The organism is Daejeonella sp. (assembly GCF_049655485.1).
Taxonomy (GTDB): Bacteria; Bacteroidota; Bacteroidia; order Sphingobacteriales; family Sphingobacteriaceae; genus Daejeonella.
The window spans coordinates 1-18,489 of the sequence record NZ_JBASJU010000172.1; the positions used below are offsets into that span (position 1 = coordinate 1).

Consider the following 18,489-nt stretch of genomic DNA (forward strand, 5'->3'; position numbering starts at 1 on the left):
CCCATCCCTTATTGGCAAGCCTGTAATTGTAGGCGGCAATGCAGGCCGCGGGGTGGTAACTTCCTGCAGTTATGAAGCCCGTAAATTCGGTGTTCGATCGGCGATGCCATCGCGCCAGGCTGCGGAATTATGCCCGCAGGCGATATTTGTCCGGGGTAATATGGAAGACTACAGTAAGTATTCCCGAATGGTTACTGAGATCTTAAAGGAACGTGTTCCGGCTCTGGAAAAAGCATCCATCGATGAGCATTATATAGACATGACGGGGATGGATCGCTTTCACGACATCATGAAATTTGCTCAGGAACTCAGGCAAAGGGTGATCAATGAAACAGGTCTTCCGGTTTCTTTTGGCTTGTCGGTTAATAAGACGATGGCAAAGATGGCTACGAACGAATCTAAGCCCAACGGCGAATTGCATGTCCCGAAAGAAGCCATCCCAGCATTCCTCCATCCGCTGGCTATACAGAAAATACCTGGACTGGGTAAATCAGCAAGTGCCAAACTCATAGAACGGGGAATACTCACCATCGGGGCTTTAGCCAGGATCTCACATGATGAACTGGTCAGCTTTTTCGGAAAAAACGGCAGTGACGTCTGGAAGAAAGCAAACGGGGTGTACGATTCGCCGGTGGTCCCCTATCGCGAACGCAAATCTATCGGAACACAGCGTACTTTTCATACAGATACCGTCAACACGGAAGGTATTAAACAGTTGCTTACCTCTATGGTGACCGAGTTGACCTATCAGCTTCGCACGCAGCGGAAATTAACCTCATGTGTCACGGTAAGCATTCGCTACTCCGATTTTGAGACCCACACCCAGCAAGTTACCGTACCGTATACATCACTTGATTCTATACTGATACATACAGCGAAAGAACTTTTCGAGAAAGCCTATGATCACAAAACGCTGCTGAGGCTGGTGGGAGTTAGGTTATCAGGCTTGATAATCGGGCAAGAACAGATTGGCCTATTCAACTCTTCAGAAGATCAGTTCAATCTTTATCAGGCTATGGATAAGATCAGGGATAAGTTTGGTGAGAAATCGGTAAAACTGGCTTCGACGATGGGGATTAAGTTGTGAGACTATTTAGTATTAGAGAAATAAATCCAGTCTAAATTAAACAGGTTTTTCTTTTTTCCTTCGGGATCAATAAAGCTAAAATACAAGTTGTGTATCCCACTGATCTCATTGACAGATGCTGTAATTTCCTTCCAGAAATTAGGAGCGGATGCAATCCCTGCAGGAATCGAAACAGAACTCACCAGCGGACCATCGACCTTAGCTAAATGGACTTCTATTTTTCCTCCCGATTGTGCTTGTACACGGAATTTTAATTGTTTAATATGTGTAAGGTCAATCTTATTGAAAAGCAGGTAGGTATTGTGATTTATTCCTCTTGCATAAGCATAAAACTCGGTAGTGACAGTAGCTACGCCCACATTCCCTTCATCAAAATCCTCTGCCTGAACAAAGGGGTTTCTAAGAGTAATCCGGTCCTGACTTAGCAAAGGCTCAATACCATTCGCACCCTGATCTGTATAACTGGCATTTAAAAGGTAAATCCCTTCTTTTCCCTTTCCTATGTGCTCTTGCAGAACAATTTTATCTTTTAAAGGGGCCTTGCCTGACTTCTTTGATAATGACAGAATGTAATTAACTATCTCCCTAGCATCATCGGTTGAAAGTGTTGGATGTGCCGACATCGCACGATCACCCCAGACTCCGCTTCCTCCTTTTATGATTTTGTCAGCTAAACCTGCAACAGCGCCGTCTTTACCCGCATAGCGGTTTGAAATAGCGAGGTACGTAGGACCTAAAGATGCCTTATCCATTGAATGGCAAGCGTTACAATCTAATGTTGCGATCATCTGCTGCCCCTTTAAATATGTTAAATTGTCGGTATCCTGATTTTTGGTCAAAATAACCGCAATATCTTTTCCTCGGGGGGTATACCCGTAAGAAACTTTAATCTTTTCCGGATTAATGCTTGTTTCCTCCTTATCCTTAACTATTATATTATAGTCCAGCACCGAATTATCCCAATAGAAACTGCGGTTTGCCTGGGTTTGTATATTTACTTCAGGCGGAGTGTTTCCAACAAAAACGCGGGTGGTGGCAATACCCTTTCCACCTTTATCATCAGAAACAGTGAGTGTTACATTGTACATACCCGGTTTGGCAAATGAGTAACTTACCGTTTCACCCTGAAACTCCGTATTGTTTATACTCCAGCTGTAGCTTAATATATCATCACTGTCATGATCCATTGATTTTTTGCCAGATAGTTGCACCTTATGAGGAGCAGCGCCATATTGCTTGTCTATTTGCAATTCAGCCACAGGGTTTCTATTTCCTTCCTGATAATCTATACGAACAATCCCAGCATCACTATTCTTTGAAAACCAGTTGGTACCATATTCCAATATATATAATGCCCCATCCGGACCAAATTTCATATCTATTGGTGCAGCAAATTCCAGATGTTTAAGAAAAGGCTCCATACTCACATAATTTCCTTGCTCATCAAGTGTTACGGCCATTATCCAATGACGAATCCATTCATAAATAAACAGCTTGCCGTCATAATAACTTGAAAGCTTGTATGGCGAATCGGGGAAAAGTTCACTATGATAAACCGGGCCCGCCATAATGCTTGCTCCGCCACTGCCTACCATAGGGAACTTTTTGGACGCATCCGTGCCGTACCAGATCATCGCAGGCTGTGCAGGGGGTAGCTCCCGAAGACCGGTGTTATTTCTAGAATCATTGATAGGACGAGACGGATCTTTGCGTAGACCTTCTTTTTTTGTGGCAAAATCATAGAGAGGAAATGCGTCATTATCTCCCAGGAAATAAGGCCATCCATAATTACCGGGTTTAGTGGCGCGGTTGACCTCATCATAGCTCATCAAACTCCCATCTTTCCCCATAACCTTGGTCGCTGGCCCAACCTCTCCCCAGTAGAGGGCGTTCGTTTTCCCATCTACCGTAAACCTAAAGGGATTTCTTAGTCCCATTACATATATCTCTGGTTTTGTTTTCGGTGTCCCCTTAGGAAACAAGTTTCCATCAGGAATAGAATAGCTTCCATCCGCCTCTGGTTTGATGCGTAAGATTTTCCCCCTCAAATCATTCGTATTAGCTGCTGTACCCTGATCATCCGCGAGTTCATGACCCGGACGTTCATCAACTGGGGGATACCCTTCTTTGAAAGGGTCATCGGCATTTGTATTATCCCCTACGGAGATATATAACAGGCCGTCAGGACCAAAAGCCATACCCCCTGCAGAGTGGCAGCAATAAGTTCGCTGCGTCGGAACTTCCAATAAAATCTTCTCAGATCCCAGTACAAGATTATCTCCAATCAGGTCAAATCTGGAGAGCCTGTCAACAGAGTCCGCCCCCGCCGGTGCAAAATAAAAATAAACCCAGTGATTGGTTTTGAAATTTGGGTCTATAGCTAAACCCAATAAGCCATCTTCTATTCCGCTAAATACGTCAAAATTGGCAATCGTTTTAACATTCTTTGATTCTGCATTATAAACTTTTACTCCACCTTTTCTTTCTACAAACAAGATATCGTTGTTGGGAAGAATCTCCATTTGCAATGGTTCATCTAAACCCTGAACTAATACTGTACGTGAGTACCTGCTGCTATCAGGAACTTCTAATGTTTTTACCTTTGTATAGTTTGCGACTTGACGTGGGGAACAACACAAGACAATTATGCTCACCAATAGTAGAAGGACGTATCTCATTAATATATATTTTGCTTAAGACTTACCGGTTTTTCAAAGTGACAGCAGCCCCATTCTTAAGCCTGCTCATATCGGCTGCTGCTATAAAAGAAAATATTTCCAGGGTTTCCTCTTCTGATACAGGCGGAATACCTGTTTCGAAGAAGGTGATGATTTGTGCAATTAACGGATCATAAGAACGGAATGGCCCTAAAGGTGCAATGCCTTTCTCTCCAAATGCTGTTCCTGCGATATTCGCCGCCCCTTGTCGGATACCCCTCACAGTACCTATTCTACCATCTTCCCAAACCGCTGTGATCAAATCCGTCCCGTCCTGGTACACCCTGGAAACTGTTTTACAGCCTGGCCCCATCACAGTAAAAAGCATTTCCACACCATGAATACCATACCAGGCCATATCCATGTGATTTTTTTCAATCTCTGCTGGCGTATACACATCAGCGCCCATTACCTTACCAATAGAACCTGAAACTACCTTTTGTACATTGGGATCAAAACGAAGAGCAGAGCTGCTGAAAATCGGGGACTTATATTTCTTCGATGCTTCAAATATTCGAATCGCATCTTTTTCATCTGCCGCGATAGGTTTATCAATGAACATCCGTTTACCAGCTCGAAGCACCGGCAATGCCTGCTCATAATGCGGCCTTCCATCATTACTTTCCAACAATACGACGTCTACTTTTTTGACGAGCTCCTCAATAGATGACACAATTTCTACGTTTAACGCTTTCACCGCGTTAATAATGTCGGGCTTCATCTTCAATGCGGAAGGTATATCAGGACTGCCATGGGGATAGGCAGCTACTACTTTGTAGCCTGCCATTTCAGGTCCTCCATTATTGATGGCTTTGGTAAATACCTGGCTATGGGAAGTATCTAAGCCAATAATCCCAATCCTTTTTCCTTTAAGTGATGATAAAGCACCAGGAAAGGAAGATGACGATAAGGGGAATAAACTTATCCCTGCGCCAGCTAAAGCGGAAGCTTTTATGAATAGTCTGCGGTTATAATTTCTATGATTCTTCACGCGATAGTTTTTAGCTGCTAATATTTGAGTTTTATATTAAAGCACCAATAGATCTAACTATCATAATTTGAAGAAATAGGGAATGGCTAGCATCTTCGCAGACATGCCTACATTACTTGCTAAGCTATACTTTTTAAAGAAGGCTTGGCCCGGTAGTAGAATATTCTCCCTTTAAGCGCTCCATGCACCATTGTGAGAGACGCCTAACTATATCAAATTTCTGTAAACCTTTGTTGCAAAAATGATAGACTCAGAAAATCTAAGATAAAAGAATTTTTATCAACGCAAAAGAATAAGTTTTTACGGATGAATTTTCTTATTAAGCTTATTTATGCCAAAACAGAGGGGGCATAGTCAAGTGCTTTAGAAACGTCGTCTGTAAGTGGAGATGCGTTATTAAATATTCTTTATTGGAGTCATATTTGGAACCAGCATGCGGAACATGATAAACCAGGCTATCAAGTATGCCGTACCGCAAACTAGGAACATAATATAATAACCCGTCTCAATTTGACCAAGCGCTTTGTAATGATCAAATAATAGGCCTGCAGTTTTAGCAACAGCCATTCCTCCAAAACCACCTGCCATACCGCCCATGCCTATTACAGAGCCTATGGAGCTTTTAGGAAACATATCTGAAACTGTAGTGAAAATATTTGCTGACCAGGCCTGGTGGGCAGAAGCGGCAATGCCGATAATAATAACTGCATACCACATATTATAACTTCCAGCCTGCTGCGAAAAGATAACCATCAAAGGAAACAATGCGTAAATGAACATGGATGTTTTACGTGCTCGAACTATGGTCCATCCTTTACTTTTCACAAACCACAGCGGTAGCCACCCCCCAAGGATGCTTCCGAAACAGGTCATCGTATAAACTACCACAATAGGGAAACTTACCTGCATACCTACCAGACCATACTCTGCTATTAAAAATGCCGGCAACCAGAATAAAAAGAACCACCAAATGCCATCAGTAAGAAACTTACCCATTATAAAGGCCCACGTCTGCTTAAAAGTCAATAGCTTGAGCCATGAGATTTTAGGTTCTTCTTCTTTGCCATCCACCACCTCCTCTTCTTTGTTATCGCTCAAAATATAATCATATTCAGCCTGTGATAGTTTTTTATGCTTTGCAGGAATCTCATACATCGTAAACCAGAAAATGAGCCAAACAAGACCTACGGCTCCTGTGGCAATAAATGCCATCTGCCAGCTGTAATTTATAGCTATCCAGGGAACTACAATAGGAGCAATAATGGCCCCAATATTGGTCCCCGAATTGAAGATCCCCGTCGCCAGCGCTCTTTCTTTTTTAGGAAACCATTCTGCAACTGTCTTAATGGCGGCAGGAAAGTTCCCGGATTCGGAAACTCCAAGAAGTGCACGATATGCTACAAAACTGAAGGTACTGGTAGCAAGTGCATGTAACATTGCAGCAATGCTCCACAATATCAAAGAAAAAGCATAACCCAGTTTGGTACCTATTTTGTCAATCACTCGACCAACACCCAACATACCCAGGGCATAAGCCAAAGTAAAAGCAATTACAATGTTCGAGTAATCAGATTCTGACCAGTTGAATTCCTTCTCAAGCTGAGGTTTTAATAAACTTATCACTTGCCGGTCTAGATAATTGATCGTTGTTGCAAAGAATACAAGAGAACAGATCGTCCAGCGATAATTTCCTACTTTAGTATTTTCCATCCTTAGTTTAAAAAATTTTGTTTGATTTTGATTACAGATTTCACAAGGATTAAGAATCATTAGCCGTGTTAGGACCCTGCCGACTGTTGAGTATTATCCATTAAATAATTTCAGGGCGGAATGCCTCCATGGATACATTCCTAATAACCTCAATGAAATCCCATAGTGTGGTGCGAGCATTAAACTATGCGGATTTAATTATTGTTTGCGGTTTTCTATAGTGGTCTAATTTTTATACTGCGAAAAGTCACAGGAGTCCCCTCATTTTGAAGAAGAATATGTCCTTTTGTCCCCTTCCCAAAATTTTTCATGTTTTTGTATTTACTACCTGCCACCAAAGAGTCGAAATGATTCGTACTTCTATCATATTCTACAACTTTCTCACCATTCAACCAATGTTCGATATGATTTCCCTGAACAATTATTTTTGCTACATTCCAGTTGTCAAAACCAACTATATCCTTGCTAGAGGACGGGATTAAATCATACAACGATGCCAGTGAGCGATAAACTCCACGCTCCGGATACTTAAAATTTACATTGTCTAGAATTTGATATTCTAATCCCAGATAAGAATTTTCATAACCAGGGTAATTATTAGTTACCAAATATTTAAAGCCACTATTTGTTGCCTTGAAAATTTTGAATTCTAGCGAAAGTTCAAAATTCTCAAATTGATCGTTCGTGATAATGTCTTTTGTTCCTCCAGTAGTAAAAACTTGAGCCTTTAATTCCCCGTCTTCAATATCCCATCCGGAATCCGATAATTTTTTCCAGCCATTTAAAGTTTTCCCGTCAAAAAGCAACTTCCATCCCGATTGTTTTTCATTCTTAGTTAGAACATTGGGTTTTTGAGTACCGGATTTTTTTAGATTTTGCAAATACAACATACTTGCAGGAACCTGCACATCCACATTACTACTTTCATCTTCAATATAATAATGTTTGACACCCGCTTTTTTTGCAGCTTTTAATATAGAAGGTATATCAATCTGTCCCGTTCCAAAAACAACATCATTTTCTGGCGATGTTCCCCCGGACATATTGCCTTGCACACCCTTACGCAGATCCTTCAAATGCATCAGCTTATAACGCTTGCCGTATTTGTTTAACAATTGAACTGGATCCTGACCGGGGAAAAAAGCCCATAGTATGTCTAATTCAAAACTTACATATTTTGGATTAGTGTTCTTTACAATAAAATCATACAAAGTGCCATCCTGATAAGGTTGAAATTCGAATCCATGATTGTGATACGCAAATGTTAAACCATACTCCTCTTTAAGTATCTTTCCAACCCGGTTAAAATCATCAACGGTTCTTTGTGCATCTTCAACAGTAAATACATCTTTATAGGGAATGCTCGCAACTCTAACATAATCAGCGCCTAGTGTTTTAGCCTTCTGGGCAACTTCCGTTGTTTTATCGACCAAATCGCTATAGCTCACACCAAATGATGAACATTTTATACCTCTTTCATCAATTAATGTTCTTAATTCTGACGCAGTCTTCCCAAACAGATTTGAAAATTCCATATCTATAATTCCAAGTGCTTTAATCTTGTCCAAAGTTGCAGGGACATCCTTTCCAAAATCTTTACGGTAGGTATACGAAACTAGTCCTGGTTTTTCCGGGAAAAGCATATCCCGGTTTTGTGCGTAAACATTACAAAATCCCAGTGAGATAAGGAAAGCAAAAATGAAGGGCATCCACTTTTTTATAGTCATGATTATCGTTATATTATTCAAAAGATTAAGAATTTCCCTGGTTAATAACCAGGGAAAAACACGTGCCTGTTACTACGTTTGAGTTTTCTGATTTAAATTTTAGGTTCCCAACCTTTTTCATATTCACGACCCCATAATTTTTGGCCCTCTTTGTCTCCAATGATATGCCCGTTTTTAGGATCGATTTTTAAATCACGACCTAATCGCCAGGATATATTTCCCAACTGCATGGCAACACAACTTTTATGACCCAATTCAACATCACAATTAGGACGACGATTATTACGAATGGCATCAAGGAAATCGATGACGTGAAGACTATCCAAGCCTAAACTAGGGCTTGCGGTATTACGTCCCTGAAGATTTTCTTCCTTCATCACAGACTTCACTTCGCTAACCAATTTACCATTAAGGTCGTAAACTTTATATTCATCTCCCCCGGTGTCTAGGCTTCCATTTTCGCCATAAAAAATAACACCGCGCTCTTCTCCTTCAATTTTCCTTCCGTTTGAGCTTCTATTCTCCCACATCAGAGAAACACGACCAGGATAATCCATTGTAATTACCTGAGTATCGGGGGTCTCCCAATCATCTTGAAATTGATATCTGCCTCCTACTGAGCTAACACGGGTAGGATAGTCAACACCCAAGCCCCAACGAGCAACATCAACTTCATGAGTACCGTTATTCAGCGCTTCACCTGTTCCCCAATTCCAGAACCAATGCCAGTTATAGTGAATTAATCCGTCTTTAAAAGGAACACGGGGAGCTGGTCCCTGCCATAAATCGTAATCGAGCCATGAAGGTATAGAACCCGGTTTCAGAAAGGTTGCTTTACGATTGTTGGTGTACCATGTTTTAGCTAAGTATACCCGGCCAATAATTCCTTTATGCAATTGTTCTATACCTTGGGAAAGAATAGGTGCTGAACGGCGCTGAGCGCCCATTTGAACAATACGGTTGTATTTTCGAGCGGCAGCAATAGCAATTTCGCCTTCCCTTGGGCTATGACTTAGTGGCTTTTCTACATATACATGCTTTCCAGCCTGGCAGCCCATTATCGTTAGTGGCGAGTGCCAGTGGTCTGGAGTTGCAATATATATTGCATCAATAGATTTATCTTCCAACACCTTGCGGCAATCCTTTTCTGAACGGGGTGTATTTATCTGTTTGGCATCCATTACTGTTTTAATAGCCTTTGGAATTGCCCTTTCATCTACATCACATACACATGACACCTCCGCATTTTTTTGACGTGCAATTGTCCCGGACATACTGTTTCCGCGACCGTTTACCCCAATAGTTGCTATTCGAACCCGATCATTAGCTCCAATGATATTATTGTAGCTTTTTGCACTAAAGCCAAATGCTGTTCCACCAAATACCGTTCCGCCAAAGGTTAATCCGGCCGTACCAATGGCTACTTTTTTAATAAAATTCCGTCTCTTTTCCATTTTTTACAATGATTTAATTTTAATATTTCTAAATGATACCAGCCCACCATGTTCCTGCAACAGAATATGACCCTTTTCCACCATTCCAAATGCAGGTGACGCCTTGCTAAACTTACTTAAGGCAACGGCATCTGTATAGTCCTTACTACCGCGATCATATTCCAGAATTTTTATTCCATTCAGCCAATGCTCAACATTTTTTCCTCTAGCTCGAATCCGTATTGTATTCCATTGTCCCGGAGCATTTACTCTTTTTTTCGATTCAAGGGGAGGCAATACATCGTAAAACGAGCCGGTAAGATGATTTGCTTTCTTATTATCTTCAGCTAGTTTATCATCCAGGATTTGATACTCCATACCAAGGTTTCCACCTTTTTCATATTTGGTAAAAAAATATTTCACCCCACTGTTACATTCGGGCTCTATATTATAATCAAGGTATAAATCAAAATTTGAATACTCCATGTTTGTAATTATATCCCCTCCTTTACCGCCTTTCGTGGCAGTTATTGCACCATTGCTAACCTCCCAACCCTTAGGAACCGGTTTACTGCTGGTGGTTGTCCATCCATTTGTACTCTGGCCATCAAATAGGAGCACCCAGCCTTTCCTTTTTTCTTTGGAAGTGAGCGTATTGATTGTTTGTGAAAATATGACCGACGGTAACATTATTACTGTTACCATAAAACAAAAAAGAAATCTCATATTATGTATTTTTTGTGCTGGATTTTTAATATCCAGGGTTTTGTTTGATCTTTTCAGGATTGGATTGAATTACCTGAAGAGGAATAGGGAACAATAACATGTGGTCACTCCATGATCCCGCAGGAAATCCATTTTGTTCCAATTGTTCTGCCGACATTACATCTTTCGCACGTTCTGTTCTGACCAGATCAAACCACCTATGGTTTTCAAAGGCAAGTTCAACCCGGCGCTCCTTTTCAATAGCCAATAAAAACGCTGCTGCTGAGCTGAAAGGGAGATAATCAGGCAAAACAGATGCACTTCCACCAGTACTGTTCCGGGCTCTTTGACGGATTTTATTAAGATAGTTCAAGGCAACATCGAATTGTTTATTCTGACGTACTAAAGCCTCGGCATATAATAAGTAAATATCTGCCAGCCTCAGTTCAATCCAGTTGTTGTCATTGTCTGAACCGCTGAATGAAACGTCATAATATTTTTTCACATATTTCTCTGTAATTGTTTTCCCTCCAGGAACAGAAACATAGCTGTCGCTCATGGAGATCGTTTTCCTTGGATCTGAAGTTTCGTAGGCTTTGGACATATCCGGGGTAGGAGCGTTAAATCCACCCTTATCCCCTACTAAAACTACTTCTCTATTTGAAAATCGCGGAGCGAAATCATTATTCCAAGGACTTCCCGTACCAGTACCACCTTTTTTATACTGAATTTCAAACAAAGACTCGCTGCTGTTTTTCTTACTAACATCAAACAAGCTCTTGTAGTCAGGCACCAATGAATATTGTCCCATTCCGATTACTTCCAATGCTTTAGCTTCAGCAAGTGCGTAATGAGAGGCTCCCTTTTTCAGTGGATAACCCGCCATTGTCATATATACTTTTGTAAGCAAACCCTTTGCACCACCTATGGTTACACGGCCTTTATCAGCAGCAGCATAAGTAGCAGGGAGATTGGTTTCAGCAAATTTTAGATCTTCAACAATTAAATCATAGATTTCCTGTGAAGGGGCACGACCCAAATCGTATGCCTCCTTAACGGTGAGCTGATGCTCAACTTTAGGTACATCTCCAAAAGTGCGTACTAACCAGAAATACATTAAGGCCCTCAGAAATTTTGCTTCTGCTTTATATTGGTTCTGAAGTTTTTTGTCCGTGAATGGAACCGCATCGATCTTATCCAATACGATATTGCACCTTAGTATTGTACTATAACTATTATTCCATACGCTCAATACGTACGTGTTCTCAGACAGAAGGACATCTTTAAAATTATCAATAGAGGTCATGTCTTTAGAATTTCCAGGCACCCAAGAAAAGGTAGTGTTATCTGAACGAATCTCCCCTACATAAATAAATGACTGGTTATATAAACTACGTAATGATGCATAAGGAGACATTACGGCTTGATTCATGTCAATTTCAGTTCGGTAAAAATTTCCTGCATTCATATCCGAAATGGGCTGCAGATCAATAAAATCCTTTTTACACGAAACAAGCGTAAAGGTGACAAGTAGAATAATTAATAATTTTTTCATCTTCTTAAAATTTAAAACTTGATGATTAGAAACTAACATTAAGACCAGCGATGAATATTCTGGCAGATGGATATCCGAGATAATCTCCTCCACGGGATAATCCCGAACCCTGGCTACTAGTTTCAGGATCGTAACCAACATATTTGGTGAAGGTGTGCAAGTTCTGTCCCGTTATATAAGCCCTTAAAGATTTCATTTTTAAATTTTGTACAAGCTTATTATCAAATGTATATCCAAGTGATACATTTCTTATCCTCAAATAAGATCCATCTTCTACCCAATAACTTGAAGGTTCCTTTTGCAAACCTTTAGGGTCACGGTTTGCTCTTAGGATAGTTCCGTCACCTGGATCTTCTTCTGAACGCCAACGATTATTAAGTTTATCAAGTCCGTTGCGGTCGCCATGATAAATTCCCACCATACGGTTGAAGAAGCTGAATAATTTAGCACCATATGAACCTGTTAATTGTACATTGAGATCAAAACTTTTGAAAGAAAAATCATTATTCATTCCATATATATATTTGGGCTGATTATTTCCCAAATAGGTTTTATCATCAGCATTAATTTTCCCGTCCTTATTCATATCCACATATCTTGGATCACCTGGGAAATCGTTTGCGAGATGTGGTGAAGCATTTAGCTCGGCCTGATTTTTAAATACCCCGTCGTATTTGTAGCCATAGAAAGTGGCCACTGGCATCCCGATAGTAGTAATAAAAGTATTTGCGGCATTAGGAGCTCCTGCGTAAATTGGCCGTTTATCCGGACCCAATGCCAATACTTTGTTTTTATTAAAAGAGATATTAAAATCAGTTGACCATTTAAAGTTATTTACGAAATTGCGCGTTTTCAGCAAAAATTCCATCCCTTTATTTTCAATCTGCCCGATGTTTTGTAGTTGAGATGTATAACCAGTAAGTGTGGGAACCGGAACGTTCAACAAAAGATCTACTGAACGACTGTTATAAAAATCACCTTCCAGATGAATCCTGTCATTTAATAGGCCCAGATCAAATCCCAGATTCCATTGCTGCGTTGTCTCCCAGCCCAAATCAGGATTTGGCATCGAATTAGGATTCACCGCATTAACCAGACTTCCATTTAAGCTATAATAACTCGAGCTTGTACGGGCTATAGCATCATAATTACCGATTCTATTATTTCCCACGAGGCCCCAGCTAGCTCTCACCTTCAGATCGTTGACCTGTTCAATGTCCTTCATGAAATTTTCCTGGTCAATACGCCATCCTATTGATAATGAAGGAAATGTTCCCCATTTGCTATTTGACCCAAATTTTGAAGAACCATCAGTTCTGATATTGGCAGTTAAAAGATATTTGTTATCAAAAGAGTAGTTTATCCGACCTAAGTAGGATATCAAAGAGTTCATGTATTCAGTGTTACTACCCCCTACAATCTGCCCGGCATTGATAGTTTGAACCACATCGTTAGGAAAATTTTGAGCGTTAACCCTGGCATACTCGCCAAAGGATTTCTGAACAGTATAGCCACCTAAAACACCCAATACATGCTTTTCAGAAAATGTCTTGTTATAATTAAGTGTTTGCTCTACTACCCAATCTTTATCCAAAAATGTTTCATTCCTCGCATCAGCTGTTTTTGGAGCTCTCGAACCATCTGTATCCACAAAAGATGGGCGGAAAAACTTTAAACGCTGATTGTCCATAGTACCGTTCAAACTCAATTTGTATTTTAAGCCTTCGATAATACTGTATTCGGCATATGTTGAAGCAATAATTCCATTTTTGTTCATGTAATTGACCACATTTTCCGCTATGCCTAGTGGATTGGCAACATCTCCTGCCCAAATTTCCTGGTTTCGAACCTGGGATCCGTAAGTGCCGTCTGCATTCTTGATAGGGTAAATCGGAGGAAGATAAACTGCGTAAGAAAGAGGGCTATCTTTCCCGTTATCCAAATTATTATTGTCTGAATAATAGGCACTAACATTCAAACCCACTTCAAGTTTTTTATTAATATTGGAAGTAAGGCTGCTTCTAATATTGTATCGTTTATGATCACTCTTAATCTGAATACCGTCCTGATCGGTAAAACCTCCGGAAACAGAATATCTTGTTTTTTCCGCTCCTCCCATTACTGACACCTCATGTCGTTGCATCATGGCATTTCTGAATATTTGATCTTGCCAATCTATGTCCACAAAGTTGCTAGGATCGTTAAAATTATCAGGTATAATGTAGAAACTGGAATTGGAATATTTTTGACGCATTGACGTGGGATCCGAAATAGTATGAACGGGATCGCCTGCCATTGGGGCTCTGTCGAGCCATGCCTGGTTGTGCCCGTCAATGAAATATTCAAGATACTCCTGACTGTTCATCATGTCGATTTTCTTTGCAACCTGTTGAAGTCCGAAATAGGTATTGTATGCTATAGTGGGGGTTCCTAATTTTCCTTTTTTTGTAGTCACCATGATTACACCGTTAGAACCACGTGAACCATAAATTGCCGTTGAGGAAGCATCTTTCAAAACCTGAATGCTTTCAATATCAGAGGCATTCACCATGGAGAATGCACTTCCTTCCATCGGATATCCATCAATAACATATAAAGGTGCCATCCCCGCAGTTATTGACCCAGTACCTCTTACTCTAATGGATAACCCTTCATTACCGGGCGCACCATTGGTTTGCTGAATCTGCACGCCTGCCATCTGCCCGACCATTGCCTCAGCATAAGAAACAGCAACTTTGTTTTTCAATTTATCGGCAGAAATGGTTGCAATAGCACCTGTTAAGTTTTCCTTCCTTTGCGTGCCATAACCCACTACAACAATTTCATCCAATGAAGTATTAGTCGCTTCGAGTTTGACATTAAGGGTAGTTTGATTATTTATCGCAACCTCCTGTGTTACATATCCGATGTAAGTAAAAACAAGGATGCTGTTATTATCTGCGGCATTGATAGTAAACCTGCCATCCGAATCCGTAGTAACACCAGTGGTGGTTCCCTTTAGTTTGACGCTTACCCCCGGAAGGGTTTCACCTTTTGAATCGATCACCTGACCCCGCACTACGATGTCTTTGATTACATTATTTTGAGGTGAAATTACAACCAATCCGTTATCTAATAACTTGAATTTAAGGTCTGTATCTTTCAATACCATACTCAACACATCCATTACTGGTGTATCTTTTACAGACAGTGTGATATATTTATCCGCTGGTAAATTTTCTTCGCTGTATAATAGCCGGATATTACCCTTCTGCTCAAGAATGGTAAACGCTTTCTTGAATTTCACGTTCTGGAAATCAAGATCAACCTTAACATTTTGAGAATAGCTGTTCGCTGATACTTTCAGGACAAGCAGAAATGTTAATGTGATTGTCCAGTTAAGCATTAATAAGAGTTTTTTGGTTGTGAATTCAGGTAACAGAACTTTTTTGTATAGTTCTCTTTTTTTCATAATTTTGTAAATTACAAGGTTAATAATCTGATTATGTAGTTAGACCTACGGTTGGATGATTAAAGGCAGGGAATGTTGGCGCATTTCCTGTTTTTTTTGTTTAGTAAATTTTTACTTCATTTTCGTTGAGTTTATAGTGAAAGGATTTTATTAATTGCATGGCTTCTAAGGCCTGTATAATATTCTCTTTTATAAAAATTCCTGTAAAGCGGTACGCCTTAATTCTTGGGTCATTAAGAATGATTTTAACGTTATACCAGCGTTCTAGTTTTGGCAACAGATCTTCAAAAGATTCATTTTCAAAAACGAACTTATTCTCTGTCCAGGATATTTCCTCAATATATTCCTGATCGCCAAATTTAATAGGCGAGATATTGTCAATCATCAGCACTGAACTTTTATTATTATCCGAAGACTTTTTACTGTTTTTTATTAATGCGAATTTTTCAGACGGCTTAAGAAGGAATTTTTGATTGGAACGATCATTAATGGTCAGCTCAATGGAACCTTTTATTAAGGTGGTTTCTGATATTTTATCACCCGGATAATCCCTGACGTTAAACTCAGTACCTAAAACTTGGATTGCAATTCTATTGGTTTTCACAATAAAGGGACGTCCTTTGTCGTGAGCTACTTTAAAATATGCTTCACCTGTTATTGTTACATCGCGCTGATTGCGATTTTGCATATCCAAATCATAAGAAAGCTTACTATCACTATTAAGCCTTACCAAAGTGCCATCCGGAAGTTTTACATCCTTACGTATCCCTTTTCCAGCATAAATATATACCCGTACGTCTTGAGTGCTTGGATGATAATATTTAGAAAAATATAGACTTGTGGAAAAAATGATGATTGCGATAGTGGCTAGAAGTAGGACATGGTTTTTGAAAAAACTGTAGTATCCTTTCCCTTGGGTTTCAAAATCAAGATCATCCTGATTATTTAGTTTATGCTTTTCAAATGCTTCGTTGAGAGCTTCCTGTTCACTATCCTGACCCAAATCCCAAACTTGCTCTAGTAAAGCCTCGTAATATACTGCATCAGGATATTTTGTCAATAAGTATGACAATTCACGCAACTCATCCGGCGTAGCTTCCCTCGCAATTTTTCGGGTTAATAATTCAACAATGCGATCTTCATGCATGATAATTCAGACTCTTCCAGTAGGGTTTCTTATAAGGACAATAAAATAAAGAAAACTCCCTAGTCCGAATTAATATTTATTTAACTCCTATTTAATTTGAAACTCAGATTTGAAGATCTTAGCAAGTTTTTGGGTGGCTGCAACTAGATGAGAATCCACGGTTTTAACAGATATAGAGAGAATTTCGGAGATTTCCTTATAGCTCAATTCATTTTCTTTTGCCAGCTTAAATACCAACTGACCTTTGGGAGGTAACGATCGAATAGCATTTTCAAGCCTGAGCTTTAGTTCATTGTCAATTATTATTTGCTCGGGACTGGAGTTGTCAAAATAGAAATTGATTTCCAGTTCATCCAGGGAAGTTGTTTTCTTCTTTGATTTCTTCTTCAGAATATTTAAGGAAAGATTTTTTGCTATCACCAGCGCATAAACATGAACATTATTGATTGATGTCAAAGTCTTTCGGTTTTTCCAGAGAGTAATCATCACATCTCCTGCCACCTCTTCTGCATCTTCGTTAGACTGGAGAATACAAAACGCAAATTTCTTTGCAGGTATATATAACAGATCAAAAAGCTCTTTGTAGGCTTGCTCTGTGCCCAATTTTGAAAGACGACTAACTATATCAGGAAGTTCTGTAAATCTTTGTTTCACAAATGGCAGAATTGGAGAAACCTAAGTTAACAGAATTTTTATCAATGTAAAAGAAGAATATTTCAGTTAACTCCTTCTTATTTACCTATTTATTTAAGGTTTCCCAGATTACATCAAATACTGCTGTTGCAGGAATAGCTTTAGCATTTTGCTTGAAGTCTGTAATAAGAACAGGCTTATATTCATCACTGACGCCAACTCTTCCATGTGAGCCCCTGATCAGATTCGCATCCAGTGGGATCACATCCATCACATACCTGAACCCCATTTTCTTTTTCAACAACTTATATCCTGCTCTTAATTTCGAACTCATAAACATCTCCACCGGATCGTAACCAGGTTTCTTATGGATATCAACACAACGGGCATAGTCAGGTGCTTTAGAATCGTCCAGCCAAAAGTAGTAGGTAAACCAGCTGTCCTTATCAGCCATCAAAACCAGATCACCCGAGCGTTCATGGTCAATATGATAGGCCTTCTGTTCTTCTTTGTTAAGCACCAATTCTATTCCGGGCACCTTTTCGAGGATATCTCTCACTTTAGATTCAACAGACTTGTCATTGATATAAACATGTGCTATTTGATGATCCGCTACAGCGAATGCTTTCGAAGCGCCCGCATCAAGAAGTTCAAGATCTCTTTCAATACGGATATTTAGCAGGGAGTTCTTCCGTAAAACCCGGTTAATATGAATCGGGTTTTTTACCGGCGATATACCGTATTCCGATAGGATTACAATTTTAGCACCCTTTTCTTCATAGTAATTGATGAGCTTTTCGATCACTTCGTCGATCTCCTTCAGTTCATTGTGGATTATTGAAAGATCGGGGCCGAACTTCTGCAGACAATAATCCAGGTGCGGAAGGTAAATCAGCGTAAGCGTCGGATCATAGATTTCATCGGTAAGTATAGACGCGTCCGCAATCCATTGTGTTGATTTTATATTCGCGCCGGGGCCCCAAAACTGGAACAAAGGAAAAGTTCCGAGCCTCTCCTGGAGAATATCGCGCAATTCATTGGGATGAGAATAGCAGTCGGGCATTTTACGGCCGTCAGCCAGATAATTTGGTCGGGGTGTTACCGCATAATCTGCCGAAGAATACATATTATACCACCAAAACATCTTCGCACAGGTAAACGTGGGATCTTCCTTTTTGGCTTTCTCCCAGATCTTCTCACCACTAACCAGCTTGTTCGACTGCTTCCAGAATTTTATCTCACAATCGGTATGATCATACCAGCCATTTCCGACAATTCCTGTTTCTGACGGCCACTTACCAGTAAGGTAGGTCGATTGTGCAGTGGTTGTAAC

12 protein-coding genes are annotated in these 18,489 nt (G+C 40.1%); 1 reads left to right on the forward strand and 11 read right to left on the reverse strand.

What is annotated here, in order from left to right; genetic code table 11:
- Positions 1 to 1,087, forward strand: a 1,087-nt coding sequence (dinB, locus tag WBJ10_RS07105) for a DNA polymerase IV (RefSeq protein WP_424288821.1), incomplete at its 5' end; no start/stop codon positions are given.
- 2 nt (positions 1,088 to 1,089) lie between these two features.
- Here dinB and WBJ10_RS07110 read toward each other — a convergent pair.
- The 11 genes from WBJ10_RS07110 to WBJ10_RS07160 form a co-directional block, all read right to left on the reverse strand.
- Positions 1,090 to 3,765 (reverse strand): PQQ-dependent sugar dehydrogenase, encoded by a 2,676-nt coding sequence (locus WBJ10_RS07110; RefSeq protein WP_424288822.1) that lies wholly within the window; start codon positions 3,763 to 3,765, stop codon positions 1,090 to 1,092.
- 22 nt (positions 3,766 to 3,787) lie between these two features.
- Positions 3,788 to 4,795 (reverse strand): Gfo/Idh/MocA family protein, encoded by a 1,008-nt coding sequence (locus WBJ10_RS07115; protein ID WP_424288823.1) that lies wholly within the window; start codon positions 4,793 to 4,795, stop codon positions 3,788 to 3,790.
- Positions 4,796 to 5,191: 396 nt separating this feature from the next.
- Positions 5,192 to 6,505: an MFS transporter gene (locus WBJ10_RS07120; RefSeq protein WP_424288825.1), complete on the reverse strand. Its 1,314-nt coding sequence runs from the start codon at positions 6,503 to 6,505 to the stop codon at positions 5,192 to 5,194.
- Positions 6,506 to 6,720: 215 nt separating this feature from the next.
- On the reverse strand, positions 6,721 to 8,073 hold the full coding sequence (locus WBJ10_RS07125) for a family 16 glycoside hydrolase (RefSeq protein ID WP_424288826.1): 1,353 nt from the start codon (positions 8,071 to 8,073) through the stop codon (positions 6,721 to 6,723).
- A 251-nt stretch (positions 8,074 to 8,324) separates the two neighbouring features.
- Entirely contained in the window at positions 8,325 to 9,686 is a 1,362-nt protein-coding gene (locus WBJ10_RS07130) for a Gfo/Idh/MocA family protein (protein WP_424288827.1), read from the reverse strand.
- Positions 9,687 to 9,689: 3 nt separating this feature from the next.
- Positions 9,690 to 10,391 carry a 3-keto-disaccharide hydrolase gene (locus tag WBJ10_RS07135; RefSeq protein WP_424288828.1) on the reverse strand — a complete coding sequence of 234 codons (702 nt, stop codon included), beginning with the start codon at positions 10,389 to 10,391 and terminating at the stop codon, positions 9,690 to 9,692.
- A gap of 25 nt (positions 10,392 to 10,416) precedes the next feature.
- Positions 10,417 to 11,925, reverse strand: a complete 1,509-nt coding sequence (locus tag WBJ10_RS07140) for a RagB/SusD family nutrient uptake outer membrane protein (RefSeq protein ID WP_424288829.1) — start codon at positions 11,923 to 11,925, stop codon at positions 10,417 to 10,419.
- 25 nt (positions 11,926 to 11,950) lie between these two features.
- Positions 11,951 to 15,376 carry a SusC/RagA family TonB-linked outer membrane protein gene (locus tag WBJ10_RS07145; RefSeq protein ID WP_424288830.1) on the reverse strand — a complete coding sequence of 1,142 codons (3,426 nt, stop codon included), beginning with the start codon at positions 15,374 to 15,376 and terminating at the stop codon, positions 11,951 to 11,953.
- A gap of 100 nt (positions 15,377 to 15,476) precedes the next feature.
- Positions 15,477 to 16,523: a FecR family protein gene (locus WBJ10_RS07150; RefSeq protein WP_424288831.1), complete on the reverse strand. Its 1,047-nt coding sequence runs from the start codon at positions 16,521 to 16,523 to the stop codon at positions 15,477 to 15,479.
- 87 nt (positions 16,524 to 16,610) lie between these two features.
- On the reverse strand, positions 16,611 to 17,177 hold the full coding sequence (locus WBJ10_RS07155; RefSeq protein ID WP_424288832.1) for an RNA polymerase sigma factor: 567 nt from the start codon (positions 17,175 to 17,177) through the stop codon (positions 16,611 to 16,613).
- An 85-nt stretch (positions 17,178 to 17,262) separates the two neighbouring features.
- Positions 17,263 to 18,489: alkaline phosphatase family protein (locus WBJ10_RS07160; protein ID WP_424288833.1), on the reverse strand; the 1,227-nt coding region annotated here is incomplete at its 5' end.

What these genes read in the sequence shown, in the direction of transcription:
- WBJ10_RS07110 (WP_424288822.1), bottom strand. Translation starts at nt 3,765, where the DNA reads ATGAGATACGTCCTTCTACTATTGGTGAGCATAATTGTCTTGTGTTGT.
- WBJ10_RS07145 (WP_424288830.1), bottom strand. Translation starts at nt 15,376, where the DNA reads ATGAAAAAAAGAGAACTATACAAAAAAGTTCTGTTACCTGAATTCACA.
- WBJ10_RS07130 (WP_424288827.1), bottom strand. Translation starts at nt 9,686, where the DNA reads ATGGAAAAGAGACGGAATTTTATTAAAAAAGTAGCCATTGGTACGGCC.
- WBJ10_RS07150 (WP_424288831.1), bottom strand. Translation starts at nt 16,523, where the DNA reads ATGCATGAAGATCGCATTGTTGAATTATTAACCCGAAAAATTGCGAGG.
- WBJ10_RS07135 (WP_424288828.1), bottom strand. Translation starts at nt 10,391, where the DNA reads ATGAGATTTCTTTTTTGTTTTATGGTAACAGTAATAATGTTACCGTCG.
- WBJ10_RS07120 (WP_424288825.1), bottom strand. Translation starts at nt 6,505, where the DNA reads ATGGAAAATACTAAAGTAGGAAATTATCGCTGGACGATCTGTTCTCTT.
- WBJ10_RS07140 (WP_424288829.1), bottom strand. Translation starts at nt 11,925, where the DNA reads ATGAAAAAATTATTAATTATTCTACTTGTCACCTTTACGCTTGTTTCG.